A 25493-nucleotide genomic window follows, 5' to 3' on the forward strand; every position below is an offset into this window, starting at 1 on the left:
GACGATTTTCCCATATAGTAAGCGAGGCGAGCGGGACAAGCACCCCACCGCCCGCTGCGTGGGACGTGGGCCGGCTCGGGCCACGGACGGCGAACGGCAGGTCGGCCGACACCACCCATCCGCCACGTCCGCTGCCCCCGTGCGGTGTGAGCCCCACTTGACAGGACCGAAACAGAAGGGACCCGGGCCGGAAACCGCCTGGCGGCACGCTTTGCCGACATGACAGACGGTGCACGGTCGGCAACTCGACCGGGGTCCACACCCCGGCAGGTGGCGACGCACTGTCCGTACTGCGCGCTTCAGTGCGGCATGGTGCTACGCGAGGACGACACCGGGGTGACTGTCCATCCCCGCCAGTTCCCCACCAATCGGGGCGGGCTCTGCCAGAAGGGCTGGACCTCCGCCGAGTTGCTCGACCACCCGGAGCGACTGACCACCCCCCTGGTGCGCGACCCCGCCACCGGTGCGCTGCACCCCGCAAGCTGGGACGTCGCCCTCGATCGGGTCGTCGCCGGCATCCGCGCCGTACAGGACGACGCCGGCCGGGACGCGGTCGCCGTCTTCGGCGGCGGCGGCCTGACCAACGAGAAGGCGTACGCGTTGGGGAAGTTCGCCCGGATCGGGCTCCGCACCCGGCACATCGACTACAACGGACGGTTCTGCATGTCCTCGGCGGCAGCCGCCGGGATGCGCGCCTTCGGCGTCGACCGAGGGCTGCCGTTCCCGCTCTCCGACCTCGGCCGGGCCGACACGTTGCTGCTGGTCGGCGCGAACCCGGCGGAGACCATGCCGCCGCTGGTGCGCTGGCTCACCGAGCAGCGCGGCAACGGGGGTCAGCTGATCGTCGTCGACCCCCGGGTCACCGCAACCGCCCGCCAGGCCGACCTGCACCTGCAACCACTGCCCGGCACCGACCTCGCGGTGGCCAACGCACTGCTGCACATCGCACTCACCGAGGGTTGGGTCGACCGGGAGTACGTGGCCGAACGCACCTCCGGGTTCGAGGCGGTCCGCCGCAGCGTCGCCGCCTGGTGGCCGGCCCGCGCGGAACAACTCTCCGGAGTGCCGGTGGCCGACCTGGAGGCGACCGCCCGCGCGCTGGGCACCGGCGGCCGAGTGATCATCCTGACCGCCCGGGGTGCCGAGCAGCACGCCAAGGGCGTGGACACGGTCAGCGCGTACGTCAATCTCGCCCTCGCCCTCGGTCTGCCCGGCCGCGACGGTTCGGGTTATGGCTGTCTCACCGGCCAGGGCAACGGCCAGGGCGGGCGGGAGCACGGGCAGAAGGCCGACCAGCTCCCCGGCTACCGGAAGATCGACGACCCGGTGGCCCGCGAGCACGTGGCGGGCGTCTGGGGGGTGCCGGCCGACGACTTGCCCGGTCCGGGTGTGCCGGCCTACCAACTGCTCGACTCGCTCGGCACACCCGCCGGCCCCCGGGCGTTGCTGGTGTTCGGCTCGAACCCGGTGATCTCCGCCCCCCGGGCGGCACGGATCGAGAGCCGGCTGCGCGACCTCGACCTGCTGGTCGTCGCGGACCTGCTGCTCTCCGAGACGGCCGCGCTCGCGGACGTGGTGCTGCCCACGGCGCAGTGGGCCGAGGAGGACGGCACCATGACCAACCTGGAGGGTCGGGTGCTGCGTCGGCGCGCGCTCCGCCCGCCCCCGCCGGACGTCCGGACCGACCTGGCCATCATCTCCGACCTCGCGGCCCGGCTGGCGGCCGCCGAAGCGACGGACACCGACGTCGCGGCGGCGCGGTTCCCAGCCGACCCGGCCGCCGTCTTCGCCGAGTTGCGCCGCGCCTCGGCCGGCGGGGCCGCCGACTACGCCGGCATCAGCTGGGCCCGGATCGACGCCGACGACGGCGTCTACTGGCCCTGCCCGACCGAGGACGGGCCGGACACGCCACGGCTCTTCGCCGACCGGTTCGCCACCCCGGACGGCCGAGCCCGGTTCCACCCCGTCGACCACCGGCCCGCCGCCGAGGAGGTCAGCGCCGCGTACCCGCTGCACTTCACCACCGGCCGCGTGCTGGCGCAGTACCAGTCCGGCACCCAGACCCGCCGGGTGGCCGCGCTACGCCGCGCCGCCGGTGAGGCATTCGTCGAGCTGCACCCCGACCTGGCCGCCCGGCTGGGCGTCGACGACGGAGACCCGGTGCGGGTCACCTCGCGCCGAGGTGAGTTGTGCGCACCGGCCCGACTCAGCGCCGGGATCCGACCGGACACGGTGTTCGCCCCGTTCCACTACGCGGGGGCCGGGCGAGCCAACTCGGTGACCAACGACGCGGTCGACCCGATCTCCGGGATGCCCGAGTTCAAGATCTGCGCGGTCCGGGTGGAGAAGGCATGACCGCCCGGGTGGTGATCGTCGGCAACGGGATGGCGGGTGCCCGCCTCGCCGGAGAGCTGCACGCCCGGGAGGGCGACCGGAAGGTCACAGTCCTCGGGGCGGAGCCGCACCGGGCGTACAACCGGATCATGCTCTCCACCCTGCTGGCCGGCCGGGTCGACGAGCCGGACGTGGAGCTGACCGAGGCCGCCGGGCACGGCATCGACCTGCGCACCGGCGTACCGGTGACCGGGGTCGACAGGTCCGCCCGAGAGGTCCACACCGCCGACGGCGAACGCATCGGCTACGACCACCTGGTGCTGGCCACCGGGGCGCGGGCGGTGGTGCCGCCACTGCCCGGCCTCGACCCGGCCGACCTGCCGGAGCGGGTGGTCCCCTTCCGTACCCTGGACGACTGCCGACGGATCCTCGCCGCGGCGGAGGGCGCCCGCAGCGCGCTGGTGCTCGGCGGTGGCCTGCTCGGGTTGGAGGCCGCGCGCGGCCTGGCCACCCGCGGGCTGACCACGACCGTGGTGCACCCACGCGGGCACCTGATGGAACGGCAGCTCGACCCGGCGGCCGGTGCGGTGCTCGCCGGCACGCTCGCCGGTCTCGGCGTCACCATCCAACTGGCGGTGCCGGCGATCGGCGTGGCCGCGGACGCCACAGGCGTCCGCCTCGACCTGGCCGACGGCCGGACACTGCACGCCGACCTGCTGGTGCTCTCCTGCGGCGTCCGCCCGGACACCGCCCTGGCGCAGGCGGCCGGGCTGAGCGTCGGCCGTGGCGTGATCGTGGACGACCGGCTCCGCACCAGCGACCGGTCCATCTCGGCGATCGGCGACTGCGCCGAGCACGACGGCGTGCTCACCGGGCTTGTCGCACCCGCCTGGGCCCAGGCCCGGGTGCTCGCCGACGTGCTCACCGGGACGGACCCGCTGGCCCGCTACCGACCCCGGCCGGTGGTGACCCGGCTCAAGGCCGCCGGGATCGATCTCGCGTCGATGGGTGACGCGGTGGGCGGCGGGCCGGGTGAGGAGCTGACCTTCGCCGACCCGAGCCGGGGCACGTACGCCCGGTTGCGCATCCAGGACGAGCGGCTGGTCGGGGCGATCCTGCTCGGCGACAACCCGGCCGTCGGCACGGTGATCCAACTCTTCGACCGCGGCCACCCGGTGCCGACCGACCGGCGGGCACTCCTGCTGGGCCGGGCACTCGGCACGGTTGGCGCGACACCGGCCGCGACACCGGCACTGATGCCGGACGGGGCCACGGTCTGTCAGTGCAACTCGGTGAGCAAGGGCGCTCTGGTGCGCAGTTGGCGTTCCGGGGCCCGCACGGTCGACGCGGTGACGGCCGCGACCCGGGCCGGCACCGGATGCGGCGGTTGCCGCGACGCGGTGGGCGGCATCGTCGACTGGCTCAGCCAGGCGGAATCGGTGGAGGTGACGCGATGAACGGCGGCGAACTGGTCGTCATCGGCAACGGCATGGTCGGGCAGCGTTTCGTCGACGCGCTGCACGCCCGGGACCCGCAGGGGCACTGGCGCGTGACCGTGCTGGCCGAGGAGGGGCGTCCGGCGTACGACCGGGTGCGGCTCTCGGCGTACTTCGACGGGGTGAGCGAGGACGAGCTCAACGTGCACACCCCGCACGAGGGGGTGCGGCTGCGCCTCGGTGAGCCGGTCACCGCCCTCGACCGGGAGCGGCAGGTGGTGACCACCGCCCTGGGTGAATACCGCTACGACGCGCTGGTGTTGGCCACCGGGTCGTACCCGTTCGTGCCGCCGGTGCCCGGGGCCGACCTGCCCGGGGTCTTCGTCTACCGGACCCTGGACGACCTGGCGGCGATCCGGGAGTACGCGCGGGGCCGGCGGGTCGGCGCGGTGATCGGCGGTGGGCTGCTCGGTCTGGAGGCGGCGAACGCCCTGCGGCTGCTCGGTCTGAGCACCGACGTGGTCGAGTTCGCGCCCCGTTTGATGCCTGTGCAGGTGGACCAGGCCGGCGGTGCGATGCTCCGCCGCTACGTCGACGACCTGGGCGTGCGAACCCATCTCGGAGTGGCCACCACGGCGATCCGGCCCGGCCCGGACGGCGCGGTCGCCGCCCTGGAACTCTCCGACGGCAGCGCGGTCGACGCCGAGTTGGTGGTGGTGGCCGCCGGCATCCGGCCACGCGACGAGCTGGCCCGGACATCCGGTCTGCCGGTGGGCCCGCGCGGTGGGGTGCTCGTCGACGAGACGTGCCGCAGTGCCGACGAGCGGATCTGGGCGGTCGGTGAGTGCGCGGCGGTCGACGGCACCTGCCACGGGCTGGTCGCGCCGGGGTACGCGACGGCCGAGGTGGTGGCCGACCGGCTGGTCGGTGGCGCGGCGACCTTCCCGGGCGCGGACACCGCCACCAAGCTCAAGCTGCTCGGCGTCGACGTGGCCTCGTTCGGTGACGCCCACGGCACGACCCCGGGCTGCCTGGACGTCACGTTCACCGACCCGGCCACCCGGGTCTACGCGAAGCTGGTCCTCTCCGACGACGCGCACACCCTGCTGGGCGGGGTGCTGGTGGGTGACGCCAGCGCGTACCCGACGCTGCGGGCCAGTGTGGGTGGCCCGCTGCCGGCCGCTCCACTGGCGCTGCTCGCCCCCGAGGGCGGCGGCGCGGACGCCGGAGCGCTGCCCGCCACCGCCCAGGTCTGCTCCTGCAACGCGGTCACCCGGGGCGACGTGGACGACGCCATCGCGGGCGGCTGCGCCGACGTGCCGGCGTTGAAGGCGTGCACCAGGGCCGGCACGAGCTGCGGCTCCTGTGTGCCGATGCTCAAGCAGCTGCTGGACGCGGCCGGGGTGGTGCAGTCCAGTGCCCTCTGCGAGCACTTCGACGTCAGCCGACGGGAGCTGTTCGAGATCGTCCGCGTGCGCGGCATCCGCACCTTCTCCCAGCTCATCGCCGAGCACGGGCGGGGGCGCGGCTGCGACATCTGCAAGCCGGTGGTGGCGTCGATCCTCGCGTCGCTGGGCAGCGGGCACGTGCTCGACGGTGAGCAGGCGTCGTTGCAGGACACCAACGACCACTTCCTGGCCAACCTGCAACGCGACGGCAGCTACTCGGTGGTGCCCCGGATCCCGGGCGGCGAGATCACCCCGGAGAAGCTGATCGTCATCGGCGAGGTCGCCCGGGACTTCCAGCTCTACACGAAGATCACCGGCGGGCAGCGGATCGACCTGTTCGGTGCCCGGGTGGAGCAGCTGCCGCAGATCTGGCGGCGGCTGGTGGACGCCGGTTTCGAGTCCGGCCACGCGTACGGCAAGGCGCTGCGCACGGTGAAGTCCTGCGTGGGTGAGACCTGGTGCCGCTACGGCGTACAGGACTCGGTGGGGCTGGCCATCGCGCTGGAGCTGCGCTATCGGGGGCTGCGCGCCCCGCACAAGCTCAAGTCCGCGGTCTCCGGTTGCGCCCGCGAGTGCGCCGAGGCACGCAGCAAGGACTTCGGCATCATCGCCACCGAGACCGGCTGGAATCTCTACGTCGGTGGCAACGGCGGCTTCCGGCCCCGGCACGCCGACCTGTTCGCCACTGATTTGTCGACAGAAACCCTGATTCGACTAATCGATAGATTTTTGATCTATTACATCCGCACCGCCGACCGGCTGCAACGCACCGCCGGTTGGATCGAGGCGATGGAGGGCGGCCTGGACCACCTGCGCGCGGTGATCGTGGACGACTCGCTGGGGCTCTGCGCCGAGCTGGACGCGACGATGGCCCGGCACGTGGCGACGTACTCCGACGAGTGGCGCGACGTGCTCGACGACCCGGATCGGCTGCGCCGCTACACCTCCTTCGTCAACGCTCCCGACGTGCCCGACCCGTCGATCACCTTCGGCCGGGAACGCGGCCAGCCGGTGCCCGTACGCGACCACCCCCCGACCGGATCCGAGCCGACCGACGGGCACCGTCGGCAACCGGTCACCCTCGGCCTACCGGAGGTACGGCGATGACCCAGACCATCACGCTGACCTGGACCACCGTCTGTCTCCTCGACCGGTTGGACCCGGACCGGGGCGTCGCCGCCCTGGTCGACGGGGTGCAGGTCGCCATCTTCCGAACCACGGACGGGCTGTTCGCGATCGACAACCGCGACCCGGTCTCCGGGGCGTACGTGCTGTCCCGGGGCATCGTCGGCAGCCGTGGCGGGGTGCCGACGGTCGCCTCACCGCTGCACAAGCAGGTGTACGACCTGCGCAGCGGGGACTGCCTCGACCTGCCGGGGGTTACCGTGCGGCGGCACGACGTGCGCTGCCGCGACGGGCTGGTCGAGGTGCGGCTGCGACAGGAGGGTTGATGCGCGAAGAACTGGCGGGCTTCACCATCGGGGTGACCGCCGACCGGCGGCGCGACGAGTTGGCGGCGCTGCTCGAACGGCGGGGTGCGCGGGTGGTGCTCGCCCCGGCACTGCGGATCGTGCCACTGTCCGACGACACCGAGCTACGCGAGGCGACCCGCGCCTGCCTCGACCAACCGCCGGACATCCTGATGGCCAACACGGGCATCGGCATGCGCGGGTGGTTGGAGGCGGCCGAGGGCTGGGGGCTGGCGGAGCCGCTGCGTTCGGTGCTGACCAACTCGTACGTGGTGGCCCGCGGCCCGAAGGCGCGCGGCGCGATTCGTGCGGCCGGTCTGCACGACCAGTGGTCACCGGCCTCGGAGAGCTGCGAGGAGGTCGTCGACCACCTGCGCCGACGCGGCGTGGCCGGGCAGGTGATCGCCATGCAGCTGCACGGTGAGCGGCAGCCCGAGTGCACTCTCGCGTTGGAGGCGGCCGGCGCCACGGTGATCGAGGTACCGGTCTACCGGTGGGCCCCGCCGACCGACCCGGCGCCGCTGCACCGGTTGATCGACCTGATCACCGGCCGGTTGGTGGACGCGGTGACATTCACCTCGGCACCCGCGGCCGAGGCACTCCTGCGCGCGGCCGGGGACCGCACCGACGCGGTGGTGTCCGCGTTCCGCGGTGACGTCCTGGCCAGTTGCGTCGGCGCGGTGACCGCCGAGCCGCTGCTGCGCTACGGGGTGCCGGTGAGCGCGCCGGGCCGGGCCCGACTGGGGGCTCTGGTGCGGACCATCGTCGACGAGTTGCCCCGCCGGACCGTGACGTTCAAGGCCGGCGGGCACCTGCTCACGCTGCGCGGGCACGCCGCGGTGATCGACGGCGAGTTGCGGCCGCTCGCCCCCGCCCCGATGGCGGTGCTGCGGGCGCTGGCCCAGTCCCCCGGCCGGGTGCTGTCCCGCACAGCGCTGCTGCGGACGCTGCCCCGGGGCGCGGACGAGCATGCCGTGGAGATGGCGGTGGCCCGCCTCCGGGCTGGCCTGCGCGCGCCGCGCGTGGTGCAGACAATCGTGAAGCGCGGCTACCGGCTCCGCGTCGACTAGCGCCTGTTTCATCGAGGCGCTAGCGCGTGTGTCACGGCCGGCCGTGGGTGCCGGCCGTGACGCCACGCGTCAGCCGACCGGCGTGGGGAAGCCTCGCCCGTGCTCCGCCTGGAGGCGCAGCATGGCGTGCTCGACGACAGTCACCAACACCTGCTTGACCGAGTCCCGGTGCCGGGCGTCGGTCATCACGAGCGGCACCTGCGGCGAGATGGCCAGTGCCTCGCGGACCTCCTCCAGCTCGTACTGGGGAGCACCGTCGAACCGGTTCAGCGCCACCACGTACGGCAGGTTGCGGTTCTCGAAGTAGTCCAGCGGGGCGAACGCGTCGGTGATCCGGCGCGTGTCGACCAGGACGGCGGCACCCACCGCACCTCGGATGATCTCGTCCCACATGAACCAGAACCGGGTCTGACCGGGTGTACCGAAGAGGTACAGGATCAGGTCCTGGGCCATGGTGATCCGGCCGAAGTCCATGGCGACCGTGGTGGTCTCCTTGCCCGGCACCTTGGACGGGTCGTCGATGCCGACACCCGCCGCGGTCATCAACGCCTCGGTGGTCAGCGGTGTGATCTCGGAGATCGCCCCGACCAGTGTCGTCTTGCCGACGCCGAAGCCGCCCGCGACGACGATCTTCGCGGAGACGATTCCCCGGCCTGGCCGCCCCCCAGCGGGGTCATAGCCTGCGAAGTCCACTTAGCACCCTTCCAAGCAGTTCCATCCGCTCCTCGAACCCCTCGGCGGGAGCAGCAGTGTGTAACGTCAGCAGGCTCTCGGCCACCATGTCGGCGACCAACACCCGGGCGACGCCCAGCGGCATCCGGGTGTACGCGGCGATCTCCGCCAGCGACTGTGCTCGGCCCTCACAGACCGTGGCGATGCGGTGCTTGTCATGCCCGGCGAAGCGGGACTCGGCAACCTGGGTGGGAGACGCGGTGAGGACTGCCTCGAGGGCGATGTCCTGCCGAGGCTCGGTACGACCCCGGGTGACCGCGTACGGACGCACCAGCGCGCCACGCGGGTCAGCGCGCCGTTGGTCCATCCCCGATCACCTCCTCGTCCCCTGCGGAGCCGGTGTGCCGCCTCCCGTTCCTGACTCGGCGCGCGGCTGTGCGCCGTTTTCTCGGTGCTACGAGCGCACCGCGTCCCGCGGCAGCGGCACCAGCGCGGCACCCACCCGCTCGACCAGCAGTGCCATCTCGTAACCCACCTGGCCCACGTCGCAGCTGCGCGCGGCCAGCACGGCCATCGACGACCCGTCGCTGATCGACATCAGGAAGAGGTATCCGCTGTCCATCTCGATGACTGTCTGCAACACCCCGCCCGCGCTGAACATCCGGGCAGCGCCCTCGGTCAGGCTCACCACGCCGGAGGTGATCGCGGCGAGCTGGTCGGCCCGGTCCCCCGGTAGATCCCGGGAGGACGCGAGCAGCAGCCCGTCGGCGGACACCGCCACCACGTGGGCGATGCCCGCCACGCTGTCGGCGAAGTTGGTGAGCAGCCAACCCATGTCCTGCATGGCAGCTGGCCTGTTCATCGGCTCTCCTTGGTCGAGGTGCTGTTCAGGTCCGTTCCGGCCGTCCGACCACGTTGTACACCGCGGTGGTAGGCCGACAACAGACCGCGTACTTCATCGGGGGTCCGCCGGCTGCGGTCCCGGCCGCTCTTCGGTTCGATGCCACCCGGCACGAGCTGCGCCTGCGGCACCCGCTTGGGCAGCCCGGAGCGGGTGGTCCCGGCGGGGGCCGGCTCGGCGGCCCGGCTGGCCCGGGACCAGCCCTCGTCCGCCGCCGTCCGCCAGGCATCCGGGTCCACGGGGGGCGCGGTAGGCGCGGCGGGAGCGGCCGGTGCCGGCCGGGCTGCCGGCGGCGGCGCGTACGACGGCGGGGTGCCGAGCCCGCCGGAGGTCGCACTGCCACGGCCCCCGGTGCCCGGCGTGGTGGTGCCGTCGGTGTTGGAGCTGCCCGGGGTGCGGGTCGGCAGGGGCGGTCGGGCCGGTGCCGTGGTGGGCGCGGGCGCGGCACTCCGCTGGCCGCCGCCCGTGCGCATGCCGGCGTCGGCCGGGGCGGCTGGCGCTGGCGGCTCGTCGAACGTGGGCCGGGTGAAGATCGCGGTGGCGTCGTCGCCGTGCGACCGGAACCAGACCGCCTCCATCTCCCGGAAGATCGGCGCCTCGGCCGGGAAGTCGGGCCGGTTCGTGACCGGTGCGGCGGGCACCGACGGCGCGGGCGGCGGTGCCACCGCGCCGGCGCCGGCGACCGGGCCGACCGGCAGACCCGGGAGGCCACGCCCGTCCGCGGTCTCCGCGGTCGCGCCGCGCCGGGGCAGCGGATCGATGGTCGGGTAGGCCACGGTCGGGCCGCCCGCCGAGGCACCCGTGCTGGTGCCGAACGCGGGCCGCGCCGGCGGGAGCGGGGCGACGGGTGTCGGGGCGGCAGGTGCCGGCGAGCGGGTGACGCCGAAGCCACCCGCCTGTACGGCGGGGGTGGTGTCCCGCGAGTCCAGCGGCGACTGCCACTGGGTCGGAGCCGGCGTGTTGGTGCGCCACTGGTCGGGCAGGGTCGCCGCCGCGGTCGCGGCACCGGCGAACTGCTCGCTGTGACCGGCCGGGGTGAGCGGCGTCTGCTCCACGGCCATCGGCTGACGCGGCCGGGTGAGCACCTGGTCACGGCCCCGGCTGCTGGGCAGCACCACGGTGGTGGCGGGCAACGTCACCTGGGCGACGGTGCCGCCCTCGACGTTGCGACGCAGCTCCACCCGGATGCCGTAGCGGGAGGCGAGCCGACTGACCACGGCCAGACCCATCAGCCGGAACGCGGCGACGTCGACGCTCGGCGGGGCCGCCAGCCGGCGGTTGAGCGAGTCGAGCTGCTCGTCGGTGAGGCCGAGCCCACGGTCCTCGATCTGGATCAGGACGTAGTCACGGATCCGGCGGCCGTCGGCGACCACCGTGGTGTTCGGTGGTGAGAACCGGGTGGCGTTGTCGAGCAGTTCGGCGACGAGGCGTACCACGTCGTTGACGGCGTGCGCGGCCACCGAGATGTCGGTGTCCACCGTGCCGAACTCGATGCGGTTGTAGAGCTCCACCTCGGACTGGGCGGCGCGCAGCACGTCCACGACGAGCGCGTCGTCGCGGCGCGGCACTGCGGAGTCGGCGCCGGCCAGGACCAGCAGGTTCTCGTCGTTGCGGCGCATTCGAGTGGCCAGGTGGTCCAGCTCGAAGAGCTGCGCGAGCCGCTTCGGGTCCTCCTCGCCGCGCTCGATCGCGTCCAGCTCGCCGATCATCCGGTCGACCAGGGTCTGACTACGACGTGCCAGGTTGAGGAACATCGCCGAGACGCTGGTACGCAACGCGGCCTGCTCGGCGGCGACCCGCACCGCCTCGCGGTGGACGACGTTGAAGGCCAACGCCACCTGGCCGACCTCGTCGCGGTTGTTGAGCTGGATCGGGTCGCGCACCTGGCGGACGATCTCCTCCACTCCGCCGTCGCCCACGCTGCCCATGGTCTGCAGCCGTCGCACCGCGTCGGGCAGGTCGTGGTTGGCCACCGAGAGGGCACCCTCACGAAGCCGGCGTAGCGAGTGGTTGAGCGAGCGGGCCAGCACCACGGCCAGCGACACGGCGATGATCAGGGTCAGCAGCACCAGGATCGACTCGATCACGGCCTGCCGGATGACGTCCGAGCGGGCCTGGTCGGCCTGCTGGAGCAGTCGGTCCTGCAGTTGGATCTCGGCCCAGCGCATCAGGTCGTTGACGGCGCCGATGGCGGCGGTGGCGTCCTGCGCGGTGACCAGCGGGCGCTGCCCGACCGACCGGGTGATGTCGTTGGCGACCCGGTCGGCCAGGCCGACCGCGTCACCGGAGACGGTGCTGTCGACCAGTGCGCGCTGCACCGGGTCGGCGGCCAGGGAGAAGGCGACCAGGGCCTCCTGCTGACTGGTCAGCGTGGCCACGAACGAGGAGAACTGCTCCGAGTCGAGTTGGCCCGCCGTCAGCGCGGTGAAGGCGACCGCCTCCTCCTCGGCGACGGAGGCCTTGGCGCGGGCGAACGCGGAGACCGCGCGGCGGCTGTCCGACAGGCTCTCGTCGCCGGGCAGCTGGGCCAGGCCGTCGCCGTAGGCGACCAGGTCGGTGAGGATGACCCCGTAGCGGAGCACCGCCTCGGCGACCGCCATCTGCCGGCGGTCCAGCACCTTCTGCCGGGTGCCGTCCAGAGTGGCGAGGTGGTCGTCGATGGTGGCCAGCCGGTCCCGCAGGGCCGCCGGCACCTCGCCGATCCGGCCCCGCTCGGCGCGGTACTCGTCCACCTTCTGCTGCGTCTGGCGGACCCGCAGGTTGTACGCGTCGGCCGGCTGCTGCGGGGTGGCCAGGTAGGCCGCGGCGGCCATCCGCTCGGCCTGCAGGTCCTGGGTGAGAGCGCTGACGTCGATGGAGAGGGCCGTCAGCGACCGGGCTCGGGTGGCGTCGAAGGCACCTTCGCCAACGGAGATCAGCCGGACCGTGGCCAGCGCGATCACCGCCGCCACCGGGACGACCAGGATCAGCGCCAGCTTGGACCGGATCCGGGCGTCGCGCAGTCTCGGCATCCGCCGGCGGGTGGGCCGAGCGCTGTCGCCGAGCGCGGGCAGGGTCGTCGGTCCGGTGCTCACGACATCGCCTCCGTCGTTTCTTCCCCACCTGACCCGCCGAGCCATGCCGTAAGCGGAGGGGACCACGCGCGGCACGGCCGCGATTTCATCAGAGAAGATCCTGTTTGGGAAGCCGCAGTGAGGTAGGAAACGGTCGGACGGAGCGCATCCCGTGATCCGGGCAACTGATACCTTCATTTCCGCAAGCCCCTGAACAGGGCATGTAACTCCTGAGTGGTCACGCGTGTATGCAAAGTGAGCTTTTGCAAACATTGCGTTACCCCAGCATGTGGGATGGCCGTCCCGAAAATGCTGCCGGGGTCCGCGCTTGACCACAGCGCCGGCCATTGGCAAGGTTTTGCAGGCTTCGCGCACACCGTACGGCAGAGGAGATCCCGTCTTCCACTGAGGACGGATTAGCGGCGGTGACCGGGCAGCGCCCGCGCCCGCACCTGGAGGACTGAGTTGAGCCCCATCCGCTCCGCGACCATCGCGGCGCTCGCATCGGCCGTAGTGGCCACCACGCTGACCGGCTGCCAGTTCGGCGGGGCGGAGCAGGACACGAGTCCGATCGTGATCGCTGCCGACCTCGAACTCTCCGGCGCCGCCGCCCCCGTCGGGCGGGCATACCAGCGCGCGCTGGAACTCAAGAGGGACCAGTTGAACGCCTCCGGGGCACTGAACAACCGGAAGATCGAGCTGAAGGTGAAGGACAACCGTTCCGACCCGGCCGAGTCACTTCGCAACATCGTCGACCTAAGCGGCGATTCTCGGGTCAGCGCCATCATCATGGGTGGCTGTAACGAATGCGCGGTCGGTGCGGTTGGGACCATCAACGAGAAGCGGATTCCCACCATTGCTCTCGCCGCTTCCGGCGCCATCGCCAGCCCGGCGGCCGAACGGCGCTTCGTGTTCAAGCTCGGCCCCAACGCCCCGGACAGCGCTGCCGCACTGACCACGGAACTGCGTCGCAACAACATCCGTAAGGTGGGTGCGCTCTTCAGCGACGACGACTATGGCCGGGAGGGCGCAGCCGCACTGCGGAGTGAGTTGGTCAAGGCCAACATCACGCTCCGCGAGCAGCAGGCCAAGACCACCGACACCGACGTCAGCCAGCAGATCCAACAGCTCACGGCGACCAAGCTCGACGCGCTGGTCTTCTGGACGCCGCCGGAGCAGGCGACACTTGCCGCCACAAGCGCTCAGCAGACCACCTTCCGCGGGTCCCTCTTCTTCGACGCGGGTGCGGCCGGTGACCTCTTCCTCGGCGCGGCGGCCAGGGCGACCGAGCGGGCCACGCTGATCTTCACCCAGACGATGGTGATCGACGACGTGATCGCGACGACCCCGGCCAAGGCGGCACGGCGGCAGTGGTTCCAGGACTACACCGCACGCTACGGCGGGTACAACGGGTCCTCGTCCTTCGCGGCGGACGCCATGCAGCTGATCGCCGACGCGGAACTTCGCGCCGGTGGCGAGGCCGGGGAGGTGAACCGTACCGGCATTCGGGACGTGCTCGAAACGTCCCAGATGGACGGCCTGTCGGGCCCGATCCGAATGACGCCGGACAACCACAGCGGTCTGATGCCGCAGGCGCTCACCACACTGGTGGCCCGCAACGGTCGCTGGCGCCTCGCGGGATAACGGGCCTCCGGGCCACCGCTTACGGCATGATCAAATCGACGTCATTGATATCGCGGCAATCCAGAAACCGCGACGTCACAGAAACCGAGTCGATCGAGAAAGGGCCGGCCTCCCGATGGGGGCCGGCCCTTCGCGTTTCCTGTGCGGTCAGCGACTACTGGTGGTCTCGCGGACCCAGGGCAGGGCGATCCGTTCGGTCAGCACCAGCGCCGAGTAGAGCACGATGCTCACCAACGCCACCAACATGATCGCCGCCCACGCGGTGGCGGTGTCGCCGACGCCCGCGTACTGCGTGATGACGTAGCCGAGGCCACTCTCGCCGGCCTGGAACTCACCGATCACCGCGCCGATCGCGGCCAGTGGCATGGCCACCTTGAGCCCGACGAAGATCTGCGGCAACGCGGCCGGGAAGCGCACCTTGCGGAACGCCTGCCAACGGGAGGCGTTCCAGGAACGCACCAGCTCGGCCAGGTCGGCCGGCGTGGTGGTGAGCCCGGTCGCGGTGGAGAGCACGATCGGAAAGAAGCAGAGCAGGAACACCATGGTCAGAATCGGTCTCTGACCCCAGCCGAGCGCCACCACCAACAGCGGGCCCAGCGTGATCTTCGGCACCGCGTTCACCGCGACCAACAGCGGGGTGAACATTCGCTCCACCGTTCGGGAGCTGGCCAGCGAGAGTCCGATCAGGATGCCGGCCGCCGCCGACAGCGCGAAGCCGACAAGGATCTCCAGCAGGGTGTCCCAGGTGTGTTCCAGCATCTGGGCGGGCTTGTCGGCGAACGCGGTGAGCACGTCGCCGGGCGGTGGCAGGGCCGCGGGGTGGACCAGCTCCAGCCGGGCGATCAGCCACCACGCCGCCAGGGCGACCAGGAGGCCGGCCGCGGGCAGCAGCGCCGCCCCGGCCCGGAGACCGGCGCCTCGACCTGCCCGCCCCGACTCGGGTCCGACACCCATGGGTGGGGATGCCGCCACCGCCGGGTCCACCGACCGGACGTCGGTCATCTTGTCCTCCTCGAAATCCCACGGCCCCCGGGGGCCGACGAGCGACGGGGGTACGCCCACCGGAATTCGGCGAGACGTACCCCCGGGTGACGACCGGACGATCAGGCCTTCGGCGCGAGGCTGAAGTCGATGATCTGCTCGGGGGTGATGTTCTGCTTGAGCGCGCCGGCGCCCTGCAGGATCGCGATGCTCTTGGCGACCCGGCCGCTGTCCAGGGTGCCGAGCGCGGTGCCGGTGTTGCCGGACCGGACGTACGCGGCCATCAGCTCCAGCTCGGCGGCGGCGGCGACCGGGTTGGCGGCGTCGACGTTCTTCTTCAGGATCTCGCCGGCCTCCTTGGAGTTGGCCAGGCTGTACTCCAGGCCCTTGAGCAGCGCCGTGGTGAACCGCTTCACCATCTCGGGCTTCTCCTTGGCGATCTTCGAGGAGGTGATCAGCACGTTGCCGTAGAGGTCCTGCATCACGTTGCTGTACGGCAGCATGACGGCCTTCTTCTTGGCTACCACCTCGATGGTCGGCTGGCCCACGACGAACTGGCCGATGCCGTCCACCGCGCCGGAGGCGAGCGTGCCGATCAGGGCCTGCGCCTCACCGTTGACCCAGGTCACCTTGCTCGCGTCCACACCGGCGAGCCGGGCGTACGTCGGGAAGAGGTTGCGGACCACCGAGCCGGGGGTGTCGGCGAGCTTCTTGCCCTCCAGGTCCTTCGGCGAGGCGATGTTCTTGCCCTCGACCGAGGCGATGCCGGCCATGGTGCGCTGCTGGATCGCGGCCACCACGGTGAAGTCCTTCGCCTGGCCGTTGCCGACCTGGAGCAGACTGCCGGTGAGGTCGACCGGGCCGAATTGGGCCTGGCCACCGACGATGGTCTGGATCACGCCGCCGGTGCCCTGACCAGGCTTGATCTCGACGTCGAAGCCGGCGTCCTTGAAGAAGCCCTTCTCCTTCGCCACCCAGGCGTAGGAGTCACGGCCGAAGTTGCCGAAGGAGGTGAGGTAGGTCACCTTCTCCAGCTCCCCGCCCTTGCCGCCCTTGGCGTCAGACGAGTCCGACCCGCTGCTGCAGGCGGAAACGAGAGCGAGGGCGGTGGCCAGCGCGGCCGTAGCGACCGTACGGGTCAGCCTTCTCATCAGTAGCACCATGTCCTTTCCAACCGGGGCCGACAGGCCGCCGGAGGGGGTTGTCATGACGGGCCGGCGGGAGGGGTGGAAGCCGGGCGCCGCCGTCGTGGGGGGACTCTTCGCGGGCACAGCGTACGAGAAAGGCACAGTTGCGACGCCAGGCGTATCGGGTTGCGGATCGGAAACAACCTCATGACCACCCCGGACTGTTCGATAGGCAGACACGCCGCTAGCCTTTGTCGGATTCCTGACCGACCACTCAGCGGAGGTGCGCCGGAGATGATCCGACTGACCGGGGTGTCCCGTACCTTCGAGGGCCGATCCGGCCGGGTGGAGGCGCTGCGGGGCATCGACCTCGACGTCGCCGAGGGTGAATTCGTCGCCGTGCTCGGTCGCTCCGGCTGCGGCAAGTCCACACTGCTGCGGTTGATCGCCGGGCTGCTCCCGCTGACCGCCGGTGAGATCACCGTGGCCGGTACGCCGATCTCCCGTCCCCGCCAGGACATCGCCATGCTGTTCCAGAAGCCGGCGCTGCTGCCCTGGCGCACCGTGCTGGACAACGTCCTGCTGCCGGTGGAGATCTTCGGCTGGAGCCGCGCCAAGCACCGCGAGCGGGCCCGGCAACTGCTCGACGTGGCCGGGCTGGCCGGGTTCGAGAAGCGGCTCCCGCACGAACTCTCCGGCGGCATGCAACAGCGGGTGTCGCTGTGCCGGTCGTTGATCGGTGAGCCCCGGGTGATGCTGATGGACGAGCCGTTCTCCGCGTTGGACGCGCTCACCCGCGAGGAACTCTCCGGCGAACTCCAGCGGGTGCACATGGAGAACAAGCCGACGATCGTCTTCGTCACCCACTCGATCGACGAGGCGGTGCTGCTCGCCGACCGGGTGGTCGTGCTGAGCCCCCGCCCCGGCCGGATCCGCAAGGTGGTGGACGTCGCCATCCCCCGCCCTCGCACCCTGGGCCGCAACGCCCACCTGGCCGACGTCGCCCGCGTCAGCGCCGACCTCCACGAACTGCTGATGGAACGCGACCAGCCGGCCGCGGCCGGCGTGGAAGGACGATGAGCATGCGGGTGTCGGTCTTCACCGAGCCGAACCGTGGCGCCACCTACGACACGCAACTCCGGTTCGCCCGGCTGGTCGAGGCGTGCGGCTACGAGGGCTTCCTCCGCGCCGACCACTACCAGTCGATGGGCGCCGACCCGGGCCTGCCCGGCCCGACGGACGCCTGGCTGACCCTCGCCGCGCTGGCCCGGGAGACCGAGCGGATCAGGCTCGGCACCCTGGTGACGTCGGCCACCTTCCGCCTGCCCGGCCCTCTCGCGGTGCTGGTCGCGCAGGTCGACCAGATGAGCGGCGGCCGGGTCGACCTGGGCATCGGCGCCGGCTGGTACGAGCGCGAGCACACCTCGTACGGCATTCCGTTCCCGCCGGTCGGCGAACGCTTCGACCGGCTGGCCGAGCAGCTTGAGGTGATCACCGGGCTGTGGCGGACCCCGGTCGGTGCGACCTACAGCTTCAGCGGCGACCACTACCGCCTGGTCGACGCGCCGGCCCTGCCCAAGCCGGTGCAGGTGCCCGGGCCGCCGATCATCGTGGGCGGGCGCGGCCCCAAGCGCACCCCCGAGCTGGCCGCCCGGTACGCCGACGAGTTCAACATGCCGTTCAAGTCCGTGGCGGACACCGCCAAGGCGTTCGACCGGGTGCGTGAGGCGTGCGAGCGCACCGGTCGGACGGAGTCCGGTCGAGCGCCGTTGGTGCTCTCCGCCGGGCTCGTCGTGGCCATCGGCCGGACCGACGCCGAGGCCCAGCGGCGGGCCGCACCCCTGCACGAGAAGAGCGCGCTGCCGCCGGAGGACCCGGTGGTCGGCTCGCCCGCTCAGCTCGCGCAGCGGATCGGCGAGTTCGCCGCGATCGGCGCCACCCGCGTACACCTGCGCCTGATCGACTTCGCAGACCTCGACCACCTCGAGCTGATCGCCGCCGAGGTCCTCCCGCAACTGGACGGAGACCGATGACCGACGTGATCGACGGAACCGAACTCGGGCCGGTGGGCCAGGAGATCGTGTACGAGAACGACCGGGTCCGGGTCTGGCACATCCGGCTCGAGCCGGGTGAGCGGCAGCCGCTGCACCGGCATGATCACCCGTACCTGGTGGTGGCGATCGAGGGCGCGAAGAACGTCGTGCAGACCATCGACGGCACCCGGATCGACGCCGACGAGCCCACCGGCGGAGTGGTCTACCGGGACCCGGGAGCCGTACACATGCTCACCAATGTCGGAGACACGACTTACCTGGCTCGACTGGTCGAACTCAAGTAGACCCGCCGAACGCGAGCCGGCGCGCCGCGCGGCGCGCCGGTGGCGGTCCGGTGTACGGGGTGCGTAACGTGCCGGACATGGCCTTTCGGACCTGGGGCAGACTGCTGCTCACGGCGCTCGGGGTGAGCGTGCTGGCCGGGGCCGGCCAGCTCGGCGTCGCGTACGGTTTCGGCATCGTCCGACTGACCGGCGCCTTCACCGGTACGACCGTCAACCAGTGGCCCGCCCAGCTCGTCTGGGTCGGCTGGTTCGCCGCGAACGCCGCAGTCGTCGGCGCTGTCCTGACCGGACGCCTCGCTCGCGGCGACGCTCCGGCAGCCAGCACCCGCCGGCAGTTGGCGATCGGCGGCGCGGCGGCACTCGGCGCCGTCGTCATCGCCCCGCTCTGCATGCAGCCCGCCCGCGCCGCGGAGTTGATCTCCGTTGACCCGGTCTGGGCGGTGGGCATCTGCGCCGTACTCGGCGCGGTGATCGGAGCGGGCGCGGCGATCGCCGTCCAGCTCCGGCCCGAGCTGGGCTGGAACATGGCGGCGGTGGCCGGCGCGGTCTGGCTGCTGGCGCTGATCTCCGTCCTGCCGTCGCTCGGCACGGCCGGGCCGCTGCCGACCGTCCGGCTCGGCGTGCTGGAGCCGAGCTGGCTGGACGACGCCGCCGCGCAACGGCTGGCACTGCTCCTGCTGCCCATCGTGGCGCTGCTGGCCGGTGCCGCGACCGCCGGGTTGGCTCGCTGGCGGGGGCAGGAACCCCTGATCAGCGGGGCGACCGGGGTGGCCGGTCCGGTGCTTGTGGCGTTCGCCTACCTGACCGCCGGCCCGGGCGACTCGGTGGACCGCTACCAGGTGAATCCGTACTACGGGGCACTGATCGCGATCCTCGCCGGCGCGCTCGGCGCGGCCGCCGCCGCGTTGCTGCGCTGGCCGTCGCGCGCCCGCACCGCGCAATCCGCGGCGATCGAGCCCACCGACATCCTGGGCGCGCTGCCGACCGGCCCGGCCCTACCCAACGACGCGTCGGCGAGCCCGGCGAACGACGCGGCCACCGCCAACCGGACCGACGCGCCAGAGCCCGCCGGGTCGCCAGCCGTCGGGTCACCAGCCTTCGGGTCACCAACGGTCGGGTCGCCAGCCGCCGGGTCACCAGCCTTCGGGTCACCAACGGTCGGGTCACCAACGGTCGAGTCGGCAGCGGTCGGGTCGCCGGCCGAGGAGTTGGCCGGCGGAGAGCTGGCCGGCGCCGCGCCAGGTCCGCGTGCCGCCGGCGGCTCCGATGGTGTACGCACCGTCCCGGCACACTGGGACTGGCCGGCGACCACCGCGAGCGGCCAGCACGGTGCGACTCCCGCCGCTCCGGCGAAGCCCGCGAGCTGGCTGACCGATCCGACCGGTGAGTTCACCCCCAGACGGCAAATGCCCTCGTTGAGCCGGGATGATGTCATCTCCCCAGCCGAGACCACGCGCCCGGCCAAACCCGCCGCCACCAGCACGACCGCCACTAGCTCGACCAGCACCAGCTCGACCAGCACCGCGGCCGGACGCGCCGACGCCGCCGTTCCGACACTTGGTCCGACGGCCGACGAGCCGACCGGCAGCACCGCGGCGAGCACCAGCGCAAGGCAGACCGGCGGGCGCACCACCACCCCGACCGGTGCCGCTCCGACCGGCTCGAAGGCACCCAGCGCCGGCACCGTCAGCACGGGCACGAGCAGCACGGGCAGCACGGGCACGGGCAGCACGGGCACGGGCAGCACGGGCAGCACGGGCACGGGCAGCACGGGCAGCACGGGCACGGGCAGCACGGGCAGCACGGGCACGGGCAGCACGGCAGCAGCCGGCGCGGCCGTAAGGAGCATGGCGGCAGCCGGCGCAGGCGCAATCAGCTCGGAACCCGTCGGCGCGACCGCCGCCAGCACGGGAACTACCGGTGCGGACGAAGTCAGCACGGGGACGGCCGGCGCGACCGCCGCCAGCACGGAAGCCTCCGGCGTGACCGCCGCCAGCACCGGAACATCCGGTGCGGACAAGTTCAGCACGGATCCCACCGGTGCGGTTGCCGCCAGCACGGGGACAGCCGGTGCGGACGAGGTCAGCGCGGGCCGAGCAAACATGGACGGGGCCAGCGCGCACGGGACCAGCACAGACGGAGTGGATGCGCCGCTGACGGTCAAGCCCCGCCGAGCCCGTAAGCCGAAGGCCGGCCCGCTGGCCACCACAAATCCGGCCGACGGTGCGCCGGCATCGGAGTCGGCGAGCACCGACGACACGGCCGCCGGCACCGCCGCGCCCGACACAGAGGGCCAGGGCTCCGAGTCCGGCCCGGTCACCGAGGCCCCCGCAGTCCCCGCGAGCGCAGCAGCCCCGACCACCGGAACCGGTCGGACAAGAACCCCCGTCACCCCGACCACCACGACCGGCCCGACCAGAACGCCCACGCCCACCGCCACCGCCGGCCCGACGAGAACACCCACCCCCACCACCACCGCCGGCCCGACGAGAACACCCACCCCGACCACCACCGCCGGCCCAACCAGAACACCCGCCCCCACCACCGCCGGCCCAACCAGAACACCCACCCCCACCACCACCGCCGGCCCGACCAAAACACCCACGCCGACCACCACCGGTCCGACCAGAACACCCACCACCGGTTCGGCAGGCGCAGCGGCCACCCCGGCCGACACCAAGGCGGCGGCGGACGCTCCGTCGCGTACCCCGGACGGCGCCGGCGCTGGTTCCACGGCGCGGCCGGCCGACCCGGCCGTCGAATCGGCGGCCGCGAGGGCTGGCGAGACGAGCAGCGCGCGGCGCACCACCGAGGACGATCAGACCGGTGGGTTCTTCGGGGTCACGGCCGCCAGCGACCCGGACGCGGTCCGGTGGACACCTGCGCCGTCGGCTTGGCCGGTCACCCCGGCTTGGACGGTGCCACCGCAGGCATCCGAGCCGGGGCCGACGGCAGCGGAGCCGCCGACCGGACCGGACGAGTCGACCGGGCAGACCCCGAGGGCCCGGCACCGGGTGCCGCTGCCGGATTTGAGCCGGGTTGCCACCTGGAACGCGTTCGACACCTCTCGCCGCACCGACCCGACGGAGTCGCCGGAGTCGCCGGACGATTCGGCAGCGCGGACGGCACCGACCGGCCCGGCCACGGCAAGCGAGTTGGCCGGTGCGGCCAGACACCCGGGCTCGACGGAACCTCCGGCCGTGCCGGACCGGGCTGGCGCGCCCACCGCCACCGGCACCAGCACCAGCGCCGGCAGCGGCATGGGCACCAGCGCCGGCAGCACCACCGCCACCGGCACCAGCGCCGGCAGCGGCATGGGCACCAGCGCCAGCAGCACCACCGCCACTGGCACCGGCAGCACCACCGCCACTGACAGCGACAGCGACACCGGCGACAAGGCAGGCACCGGCGACCCGGCGAGCACCGACGCCACACGTGCCGCGGCGACGTCCGCGACGGTGGCCGAGCAGCCCTCCCGGCGCGGGCGGCTCGGCGGTCTGTTCCGCCGCAACCGGTCCCGGGCCGAGGAGAAGAATCCCGACGCGTCGGACGCGACGGAGGCCCTGCCGACGCAGGACGAGGAGTTCGTCGACTGGGTCGCCGGTCTGGGCAAGCCGGTGTCGGACAACGAGCCGCAGCAGGACAGCGGCCGACGTTCGCTGCGCTCCACCGGCCGACACCACCGCGACTGACCCGCCGGCCGGTGGGTCAGCCACTGCTCGGGGCACCTGATCCACTCGGGTTCATTGATGTCGGGCTGTCCCGGCCGCCCGGATACCGCGATATCAGTGAACCCGAGTGGATCATCCGGGGCGCGCGTGAGGGAACTGTCACGCGCGCCCGCGAGACTGGTCAGGCCAGCGGCAGGTAGACCCGGCTGCCGCCGGAGACGAACTCCTCCGACTTGTCCTTCATGCCGCGCGCCGCGTACTCCTTGAGCTCCTGGGTGATCTTCATGGAGCAGAACTTCGGGCCGCACATCGAGCAGAAGTGTGCTGTCTTCGCCGGCTCGGCCGGCAGCGTCGCGTCGTGGTACGAACGCGCGGTCTCCGGGTCCAACGAGAGGTTGAACTGGTCCTCCCAGCGGAACTCGAACCGCGCCTTCGACAGCGCGTCGTCCCAGGCCTGTGCGCCGGGGTGCCCCTTGGCCAGGTCCGCCGCGTGGGCCGCGATCTTGTACGCGATCACGCCTGCCTTCACGTCGTCCCGGTCCGGCAGGCCGAGGTGCTCCTTCGGGGTGACGTAGCAGAGCATCGCGGTGCCGAACATGCCGATCATCGCGGCGCCGATCGCCGAGGTGATGTGGTCGTACGCGGGCGCGATGTCGGTGGTCAGCGGCCCGAGCGTGTAGAAGGGCGCCTCGTGGCACCACTCCTGCTGGAGGTCCACGTTCTCCTTGATCTTGTGCATCGGCACGTGACCGGGGCCCTCGATCATCACCTGCACGTCGTACGCCCAGGCGACCTTGGTCAGCTCACCGAGCGTGCGCAGCTCGGCGAACTGCGCCTCGTCGTTGGCGTCCGCGATCGAGCCGGGCCGCAGCCCGTCGCCGAGGGAGAACGTCACGTCGTACCGCGCGAGCAGCGCACACAGCTCCTCGAAGTTGGTGTAGAGGAAGTTCTCCTCGTGGTGCGCCAGGCACCACGCCGCCATGATCGAGCCGCCCCGGGAGACGATCCCGGTGACCCGGTCCACGGCCAGCGGCACGTACGGCAGCAGCACCCCGGCGTGCACCGTCATGTAGTCCACGCCCTGCTCGGCCTGCTCGATCACGGTCTCCCGGAACACCTCCCAGCTCAGCTTCACCGGGTCGCCGCCGACCTTCTCCAGCGCCTGGTAGATCGGCACCGTCCCGATCGGCACCGGCGAGTTCCGTACGATCGACTCGCGGGTCTCGTGGATCCGCTTGCCGGTGGACAGGTCCATCACGGTGTCCGCGCCCCAGCGGGTGGCCCAGGTCAGCTTCTCCACCTCCTCGGCGACCGACGAGCTGACCGCCGAGGTGCCGATGTTGGCGTTCACCTTGACCAGGAACGCCTTTCCGATGATCGCCGGCTCGCACTCCGGGTGGTTGACGTTGAGCGGCAACACCGCCCGACCGGCGGCGATCTCGGCCCGGACCAGCTCCGGGTCGACGTTCTCCCGGATCGCCACGAACTCCATCTCCGGCGTCACCACACCCGCCCGCGCGTACGCGAGCTGGGTGGGACGACGTCCGTCCACACCGGCGAGTGGCGTACCCGCACCTCGCACCGGGGCCACGTCACCCCGCTCGGCGATCCACGGCCCGCGCAGCGGCGGCAGCCCCACCTCCGGGTCCGACCCGGGGCCGGACGTGTCGTAGAGCCGCACCGGCGGAAGATCCCCGGTCAGCCCCACCTCCGCGAACGGCACCCGGACGTCGGGCCGCGAACCCTCGACGTACACCTTGCCTCGTGCCTGCATGACAACTCCCTTGGTGATCAGGCGGACCAGCCGAAGTGATCCAGCGGTCCACGTCCCGCGCCCAGCTCCCAACTCCGTGCGCCGGTCAGCGCACGGAGCACGTACTCCTTCGCGGCCCCCACCGCGGCCGGCACCGGATCGCCGAGGGCGAGCCGCACGGCGATCGCCGCCGAGAACGAACATCCGGTCCCGTGGGTGTGCCGGGTGTCCACCCGGGGGGCGCGCAGCAGGGTGGTCCCGTCGGCGCCGTGCAGCACGTCGACCGCCTCGCCGCCGCCCAGGTCACCGCCGGTGACCACGACGTACTCCGGGCCGCCGGATGCCAGGGCCTCGGCGGCCACGACCATCCCGGCCACGTCGTCCACCGGGCGTCCGGTGATCGCCGCGGCCTCCGCGCAGTTCGGCGTCGCCACCCTGGCGTACGGCAGCAGCCGCTCCACCGCACTGACCACGCCGAGCCGGTGTCCACTTGTGGCGACAAGCACCGGATCGACGACGAGCTGCGGCAGCCGGCCGTCCCGGGCGGCCTCGGCGACCACGTCCGCGACCGCCGGGGTGCCGAGCATCCCCGTCTTGACCGCGCGCACGGTGAAATCCATGAGTACGCTGTCCAGCTGCTCGGTCACCGTGCGCGGCGGCATCGGCAGCACGGCGTCGACGCCCCGGGTGTTCTGGGCGGTGACCGCGGTGAGGACGCTCGTGCCGTACGCGCCGAGCGCCGCGAAGACCTTGAGGTCGGCCTGGATGCCCGCGCCGCCGCCGGAGTCGGAGCCGGCAATGGTGAGGATGGTGCTCGGGGTCACTTCTCCTCCTTGGTTGCGGTTGGGGGCGGGGCGTTTGTGGTTGCGGTTTGGGGCTGCGGCCGACAGTGCCCACTCCGGGCGGTCAGGCTTGATCCCTGCGTGGGCACTGTCGGCCGCAGCCCCGTGCGTGGAGACCTGGCTGACCCCGCGCCGGGTTTTGCGAGCTTGGGGGTGACCGCCTCGGCATAGGCGCTGGTCAGGCTCGCCGCTGTTTCGGTGGGGTCTTTTGCGCGCATGATCGTGCCCAGCACTGCCACCCCTGCGGCTCCCGCCTCCACGCAGGCGGTTACCTGTTCCGGGGTTTCGATACCGCCCAGGGCCAGTACCGGTACGTGGCTGATCCTGATCAGCTTGCGCAGCCCTTCGGTGGCCAGGGGTGGGCCGTACCCGGGCTTGGTTCTGGTGGGGTAGACCGGGGAGATGGTGGCGTAGTGCTCGGTGGTCAGGCGGTTCAGCTCGGTCTCGTCGTGGCAGGAGCGGCCGACCAGGCGGTGGGTCGGCGGCGGGTACGGACCGGCGGCGGGCAGGTGCACGGCGTCGCCGCCGAGCGGGTCGGGCCCGGCCACGACGAGGGTTCCACCGACGTCGGCGAGGATCGCGCGCAGGTCGGTGGCGAGGGCGGCGCGCTCGGCGCGGGGCAGGTCCTTCTCCCGCAGCACCACCCAGCGCACTCCCCCGGCCACCGCTCCCGCGACAACCAGGTCCAGCCCACCAGGAGCGACCAACCGATCGGTGAGGACGACAACCCCCGACGGCACGGCCCCCAACGAGA

The 25493-nt window shown here is 72.2% G+C and carries 17 protein-coding genes and 2 pseudogenes; 10 read left to right on the plus strand and 9 right to left on the minus strand.

From position 1 onward, the window contains the following. Window positions 1–219: 219 nt before the first annotated feature. From ACGFIQ_RS12755 to ACGFIQ_RS12775, 5 genes are read left to right on the plus strand one after another with little or no spacing between them, the layout of a single operon-like run. Window positions 220–2355 carry a molybdopterin oxidoreductase family protein gene (locus ACGFIQ_RS12755; RefSeq protein WP_393243096.1) on the plus strand — a complete coding sequence of 712 codons (2136 nt, stop codon included), beginning with the start codon at window positions 220–222 and terminating at the stop codon, window positions 2353–2355. Beyond that, complete coding sequence (locus ACGFIQ_RS12760; protein ID WP_393243098.1) at window positions 2352–3791, plus strand: FAD-dependent oxidoreductase; 1440 nt, start codon at window positions 2352–2354, stop codon at window positions 3789–3791. Before ACGFIQ_RS12755 ends, ACGFIQ_RS12760 begins: the two co-directional genes overlap by 4 nt. Beyond that, on the plus strand, window positions 3788–6325 hold the full coding sequence (nirB, locus tag ACGFIQ_RS12765; RefSeq protein ID WP_393243100.1) for a nitrite reductase large subunit NirB: 2538 nt from the start codon (window positions 3788–3790) through the stop codon (window positions 6323–6325). The genes ACGFIQ_RS12760 and nirB overlap by 4 nt, the downstream gene beginning before the upstream one ends. Then, complete coding sequence (nirD, locus tag ACGFIQ_RS12770; protein WP_393243102.1) at window positions 6322–6669, plus strand: nitrite reductase small subunit NirD; 348 nt, start codon at window positions 6322–6324, stop codon at window positions 6667–6669. Before nirB ends, nirD begins: the two co-directional genes overlap by 4 nt. After that, the gene (locus ACGFIQ_RS12775) at window positions 6669–7757 is read left to right on the plus strand and encodes a uroporphyrinogen-III synthase (RefSeq protein ID WP_393243104.1); all 1089 of its coding nucleotides are present in this window, start codon (window positions 6669–6671) and stop codon (window positions 7755–7757) included. Before nirD ends, ACGFIQ_RS12775 begins: the two co-directional genes overlap by 1 nt. Window positions 7758–7826: 69 nt before the next feature. On the opposite strand, the gene ACGFIQ_RS12780 is transcribed toward ACGFIQ_RS12775, so the two are convergent. From ACGFIQ_RS12780 to ACGFIQ_RS12795, 4 genes are all read right to left on the minus strand, one after another. Continuing rightward, window positions 7827–8450: an ATP/GTP-binding protein gene (locus ACGFIQ_RS12780; protein WP_184178649.1), complete on the minus strand. Its 624-nt coding sequence runs from the start codon at window positions 8448–8450 to the stop codon at window positions 7827–7829. Beyond that, window positions 8431–8796: a DUF742 domain-containing protein gene (locus tag ACGFIQ_RS12785; protein ID WP_007465174.1), complete on the minus strand. Its 366-nt coding sequence runs from the start codon at window positions 8794–8796 to the stop codon at window positions 8431–8433. The genes ACGFIQ_RS12780 and ACGFIQ_RS12785 overlap by 20 nt, the downstream gene beginning before the upstream one ends. 87 nt (window positions 8797–8883) lie before the next feature. Continuing rightward, on the minus strand, window positions 8884–9291 hold the full coding sequence (locus ACGFIQ_RS12790; RefSeq protein ID WP_007465177.1) for a roadblock/LC7 domain-containing protein: 408 nt from the start codon (window positions 9289–9291) through the stop codon (window positions 8884–8886). Further along, window positions 9288–12404 (minus strand): nitrate- and nitrite sensing domain-containing protein, encoded by a 3117-nt coding sequence (locus ACGFIQ_RS12795; RefSeq protein WP_393243106.1) that lies wholly within the window; start codon window positions 12402–12404, stop codon window positions 9288–9290. The genes ACGFIQ_RS12790 and ACGFIQ_RS12795 overlap by 4 nt, the downstream gene beginning before the upstream one ends. 444 nt (window positions 12405–12848) lie before the next feature. Between ACGFIQ_RS12795 and ACGFIQ_RS12800 the strand changes: the two genes are divergently transcribed. Next, window positions 12849–14027 (plus strand): ABC transporter substrate-binding protein, encoded by a 1179-nt coding sequence (locus ACGFIQ_RS12800; protein WP_393243108.1) that lies wholly within the window; start codon window positions 12849–12851, stop codon window positions 14025–14027. 147 nt (window positions 14028–14174) lie between these two features. Here the strand turns inward: ACGFIQ_RS12800 and ACGFIQ_RS12805 are convergent. Next, a pseudogene (locus ACGFIQ_RS12805) lies at window positions 14175–14915 on the minus strand (ABC transporter permease); the annotation flags it as partial. A gap of 215 nt (window positions 14916–15130) precedes the next feature. After that, window positions 15131–16159: an ABC transporter substrate-binding protein gene (locus tag ACGFIQ_RS12810; RefSeq protein WP_393243110.1), complete on the minus strand. Its 1029-nt coding sequence runs from the start codon at window positions 16157–16159 to the stop codon at window positions 15131–15133. Window positions 16160–16429: 270 nt separating this feature from the next. Between ACGFIQ_RS12810 and ACGFIQ_RS12815 the strand changes: the two genes are divergently transcribed. The 4 genes from ACGFIQ_RS12815 to ACGFIQ_RS12830 all read left to right on the plus strand — a co-directional run bounded on the left by ACGFIQ_RS12815 (window position 16430) and on the right by ACGFIQ_RS12830 (window position 22165). Continuing rightward, entirely contained in the window at window positions 16430–17215 is a 786-nt protein-coding gene (locus tag ACGFIQ_RS12815; RefSeq protein WP_393243112.1) for an ABC transporter ATP-binding protein, read from the plus strand. Between the two features lie 2 nt (window positions 17216–17217). After that, window positions 17218–18168 (plus strand): LLM class F420-dependent oxidoreductase, encoded by a 951-nt coding sequence (locus ACGFIQ_RS12820; protein ID WP_393243210.1) that lies wholly within the window; start codon window positions 17218–17220, stop codon window positions 18166–18168. Further along, window positions 18165–18473 (plus strand): cupin, encoded by a 309-nt coding sequence (locus ACGFIQ_RS12825; RefSeq protein ID WP_007465195.1) that lies wholly within the window; start codon window positions 18165–18167, stop codon window positions 18471–18473. Before ACGFIQ_RS12820 ends, ACGFIQ_RS12825 begins: the two co-directional genes overlap by 4 nt. Window positions 18474–18550: 77 nt before the next feature. Next, a complete protein-coding gene (locus ACGFIQ_RS12830) occupies window positions 18551–22165 on the plus strand; it encodes a hypothetical protein (RefSeq protein ID WP_393243114.1) in 3615 nt (1204 codons plus the stop codon). A 160-nt stretch (window positions 22166–22325) separates the two neighbouring features. Here the strand turns inward: ACGFIQ_RS12830 and thiC are convergent, their stop codons facing one another. The 3 genes and pseudogenes from thiC to ACGFIQ_RS12845 all read right to left on the minus strand — a co-directional run bounded on the left by thiC (window position 22326) and on the right by ACGFIQ_RS12845 (window position 25479). Then, window positions 22326–23918 (minus strand): phosphomethylpyrimidine synthase ThiC, encoded by a 1593-nt coding sequence (gene thiC, locus ACGFIQ_RS12835; protein WP_393243116.1) that lies wholly within the window; start codon window positions 23916–23918, stop codon window positions 22326–22328. A gap of 17 nt (window positions 23919–23935) precedes the next feature. Then, window positions 23936–24721, minus strand: coding sequence for a bifunctional hydroxymethylpyrimidine kinase/phosphomethylpyrimidine kinase (gene thiD / locus ACGFIQ_RS12840; RefSeq protein ID WP_393243118.1), 786 nt, complete (start codon window positions 24719–24721; stop codon window positions 23936–23938). 82 nt (window positions 24722–24803) lie between these two features. Continuing rightward, window positions 24804–25479, minus strand: a pseudogene (locus ACGFIQ_RS12845) (thiamine phosphate synthase). Window positions 25480–25493: the final 14 nt, after the last annotated feature.

The sequence above is a fragment of the Micromonospora sp. NPDC048898 genome, assembly GCF_043198035.1.
In the GTDB taxonomy this organism is placed as follows: domain Bacteria; phylum Actinomycetota; class Actinomycetes; order Mycobacteriales; family Micromonosporaceae; genus Micromonospora.

Bases quoted from the DNA above. Each gene is read 5' to 3' on its own strand.
- ACGFIQ_RS12775 (WP_393243104.1), top strand. From the start codon at position 6,669: ATGCGCGAAGAACTGGCGGGCTTCACCATCGGGGTGACCGCCGACCGG.
- thiC (WP_393243116.1), bottom strand. From the start codon at position 23,918: ATGCAGGCACGAGGCAAGGTGTACGTCGAGGGTTCGCGGCCCGACGTC.
- ACGFIQ_RS12815 (WP_393243112.1), top strand. From the start codon at position 16,430: ATGATCCGACTGACCGGGGTGTCCCGTACCTTCGAGGGCCGATCCGGC.
- ACGFIQ_RS12755 (WP_393243096.1), top strand. From the start codon at position 220: ATGACAGACGGTGCACGGTCGGCAACTCGACCGGGGTCCACACCCCGG.
- ACGFIQ_RS12825 (WP_007465195.1), top strand. From the start codon at position 18,165: ATGACCGACGTGATCGACGGAACCGAACTCGGGCCGGTGGGCCAGGAG.
- nirD (WP_393243102.1), top strand. From the start codon at position 6,322: ATGACCCAGACCATCACGCTGACCTGGACCACCGTCTGTCTCCTCGAC.
- ACGFIQ_RS12830 (WP_393243114.1), top strand. From the start codon at position 18,551: ATGGCCTTTCGGACCTGGGGCAGACTGCTGCTCACGGCGCTCGGGGTG.
- ACGFIQ_RS12785 (WP_007465174.1), bottom strand. From the start codon at position 8,796: ATGGACCAACGGCGCGCTGACCCGCGTGGCGCGCTGGTGCGTCCGTAC.
- nirB (WP_393243100.1), top strand. From the start codon at position 3,788: ATGAACGGCGGCGAACTGGTCGTCATCGGCAACGGCATGGTCGGGCAG.
- ACGFIQ_RS12790 (WP_007465177.1), bottom strand. From the start codon at position 9,291: ATGAACAGGCCAGCTGCCATGCAGGACATGGGTTGGCTGCTCACCAAC.
- ACGFIQ_RS12810 (WP_393243110.1), bottom strand. From the start codon at position 16,159: ATGAGAAGGCTGACCCGTACGGTCGCTACGGCCGCGCTGGCCACCGCC.
- ACGFIQ_RS12760 (WP_393243098.1), top strand. From the start codon at position 2,352: ATGACCGCCCGGGTGGTGATCGTCGGCAACGGGATGGCGGGTGCCCGC.
- ACGFIQ_RS12820 (WP_393243210.1), top strand. From the start codon at position 17,218: ATGCGGGTGTCGGTCTTCACCGAGCCGAACCGTGGCGCCACCTACGAC.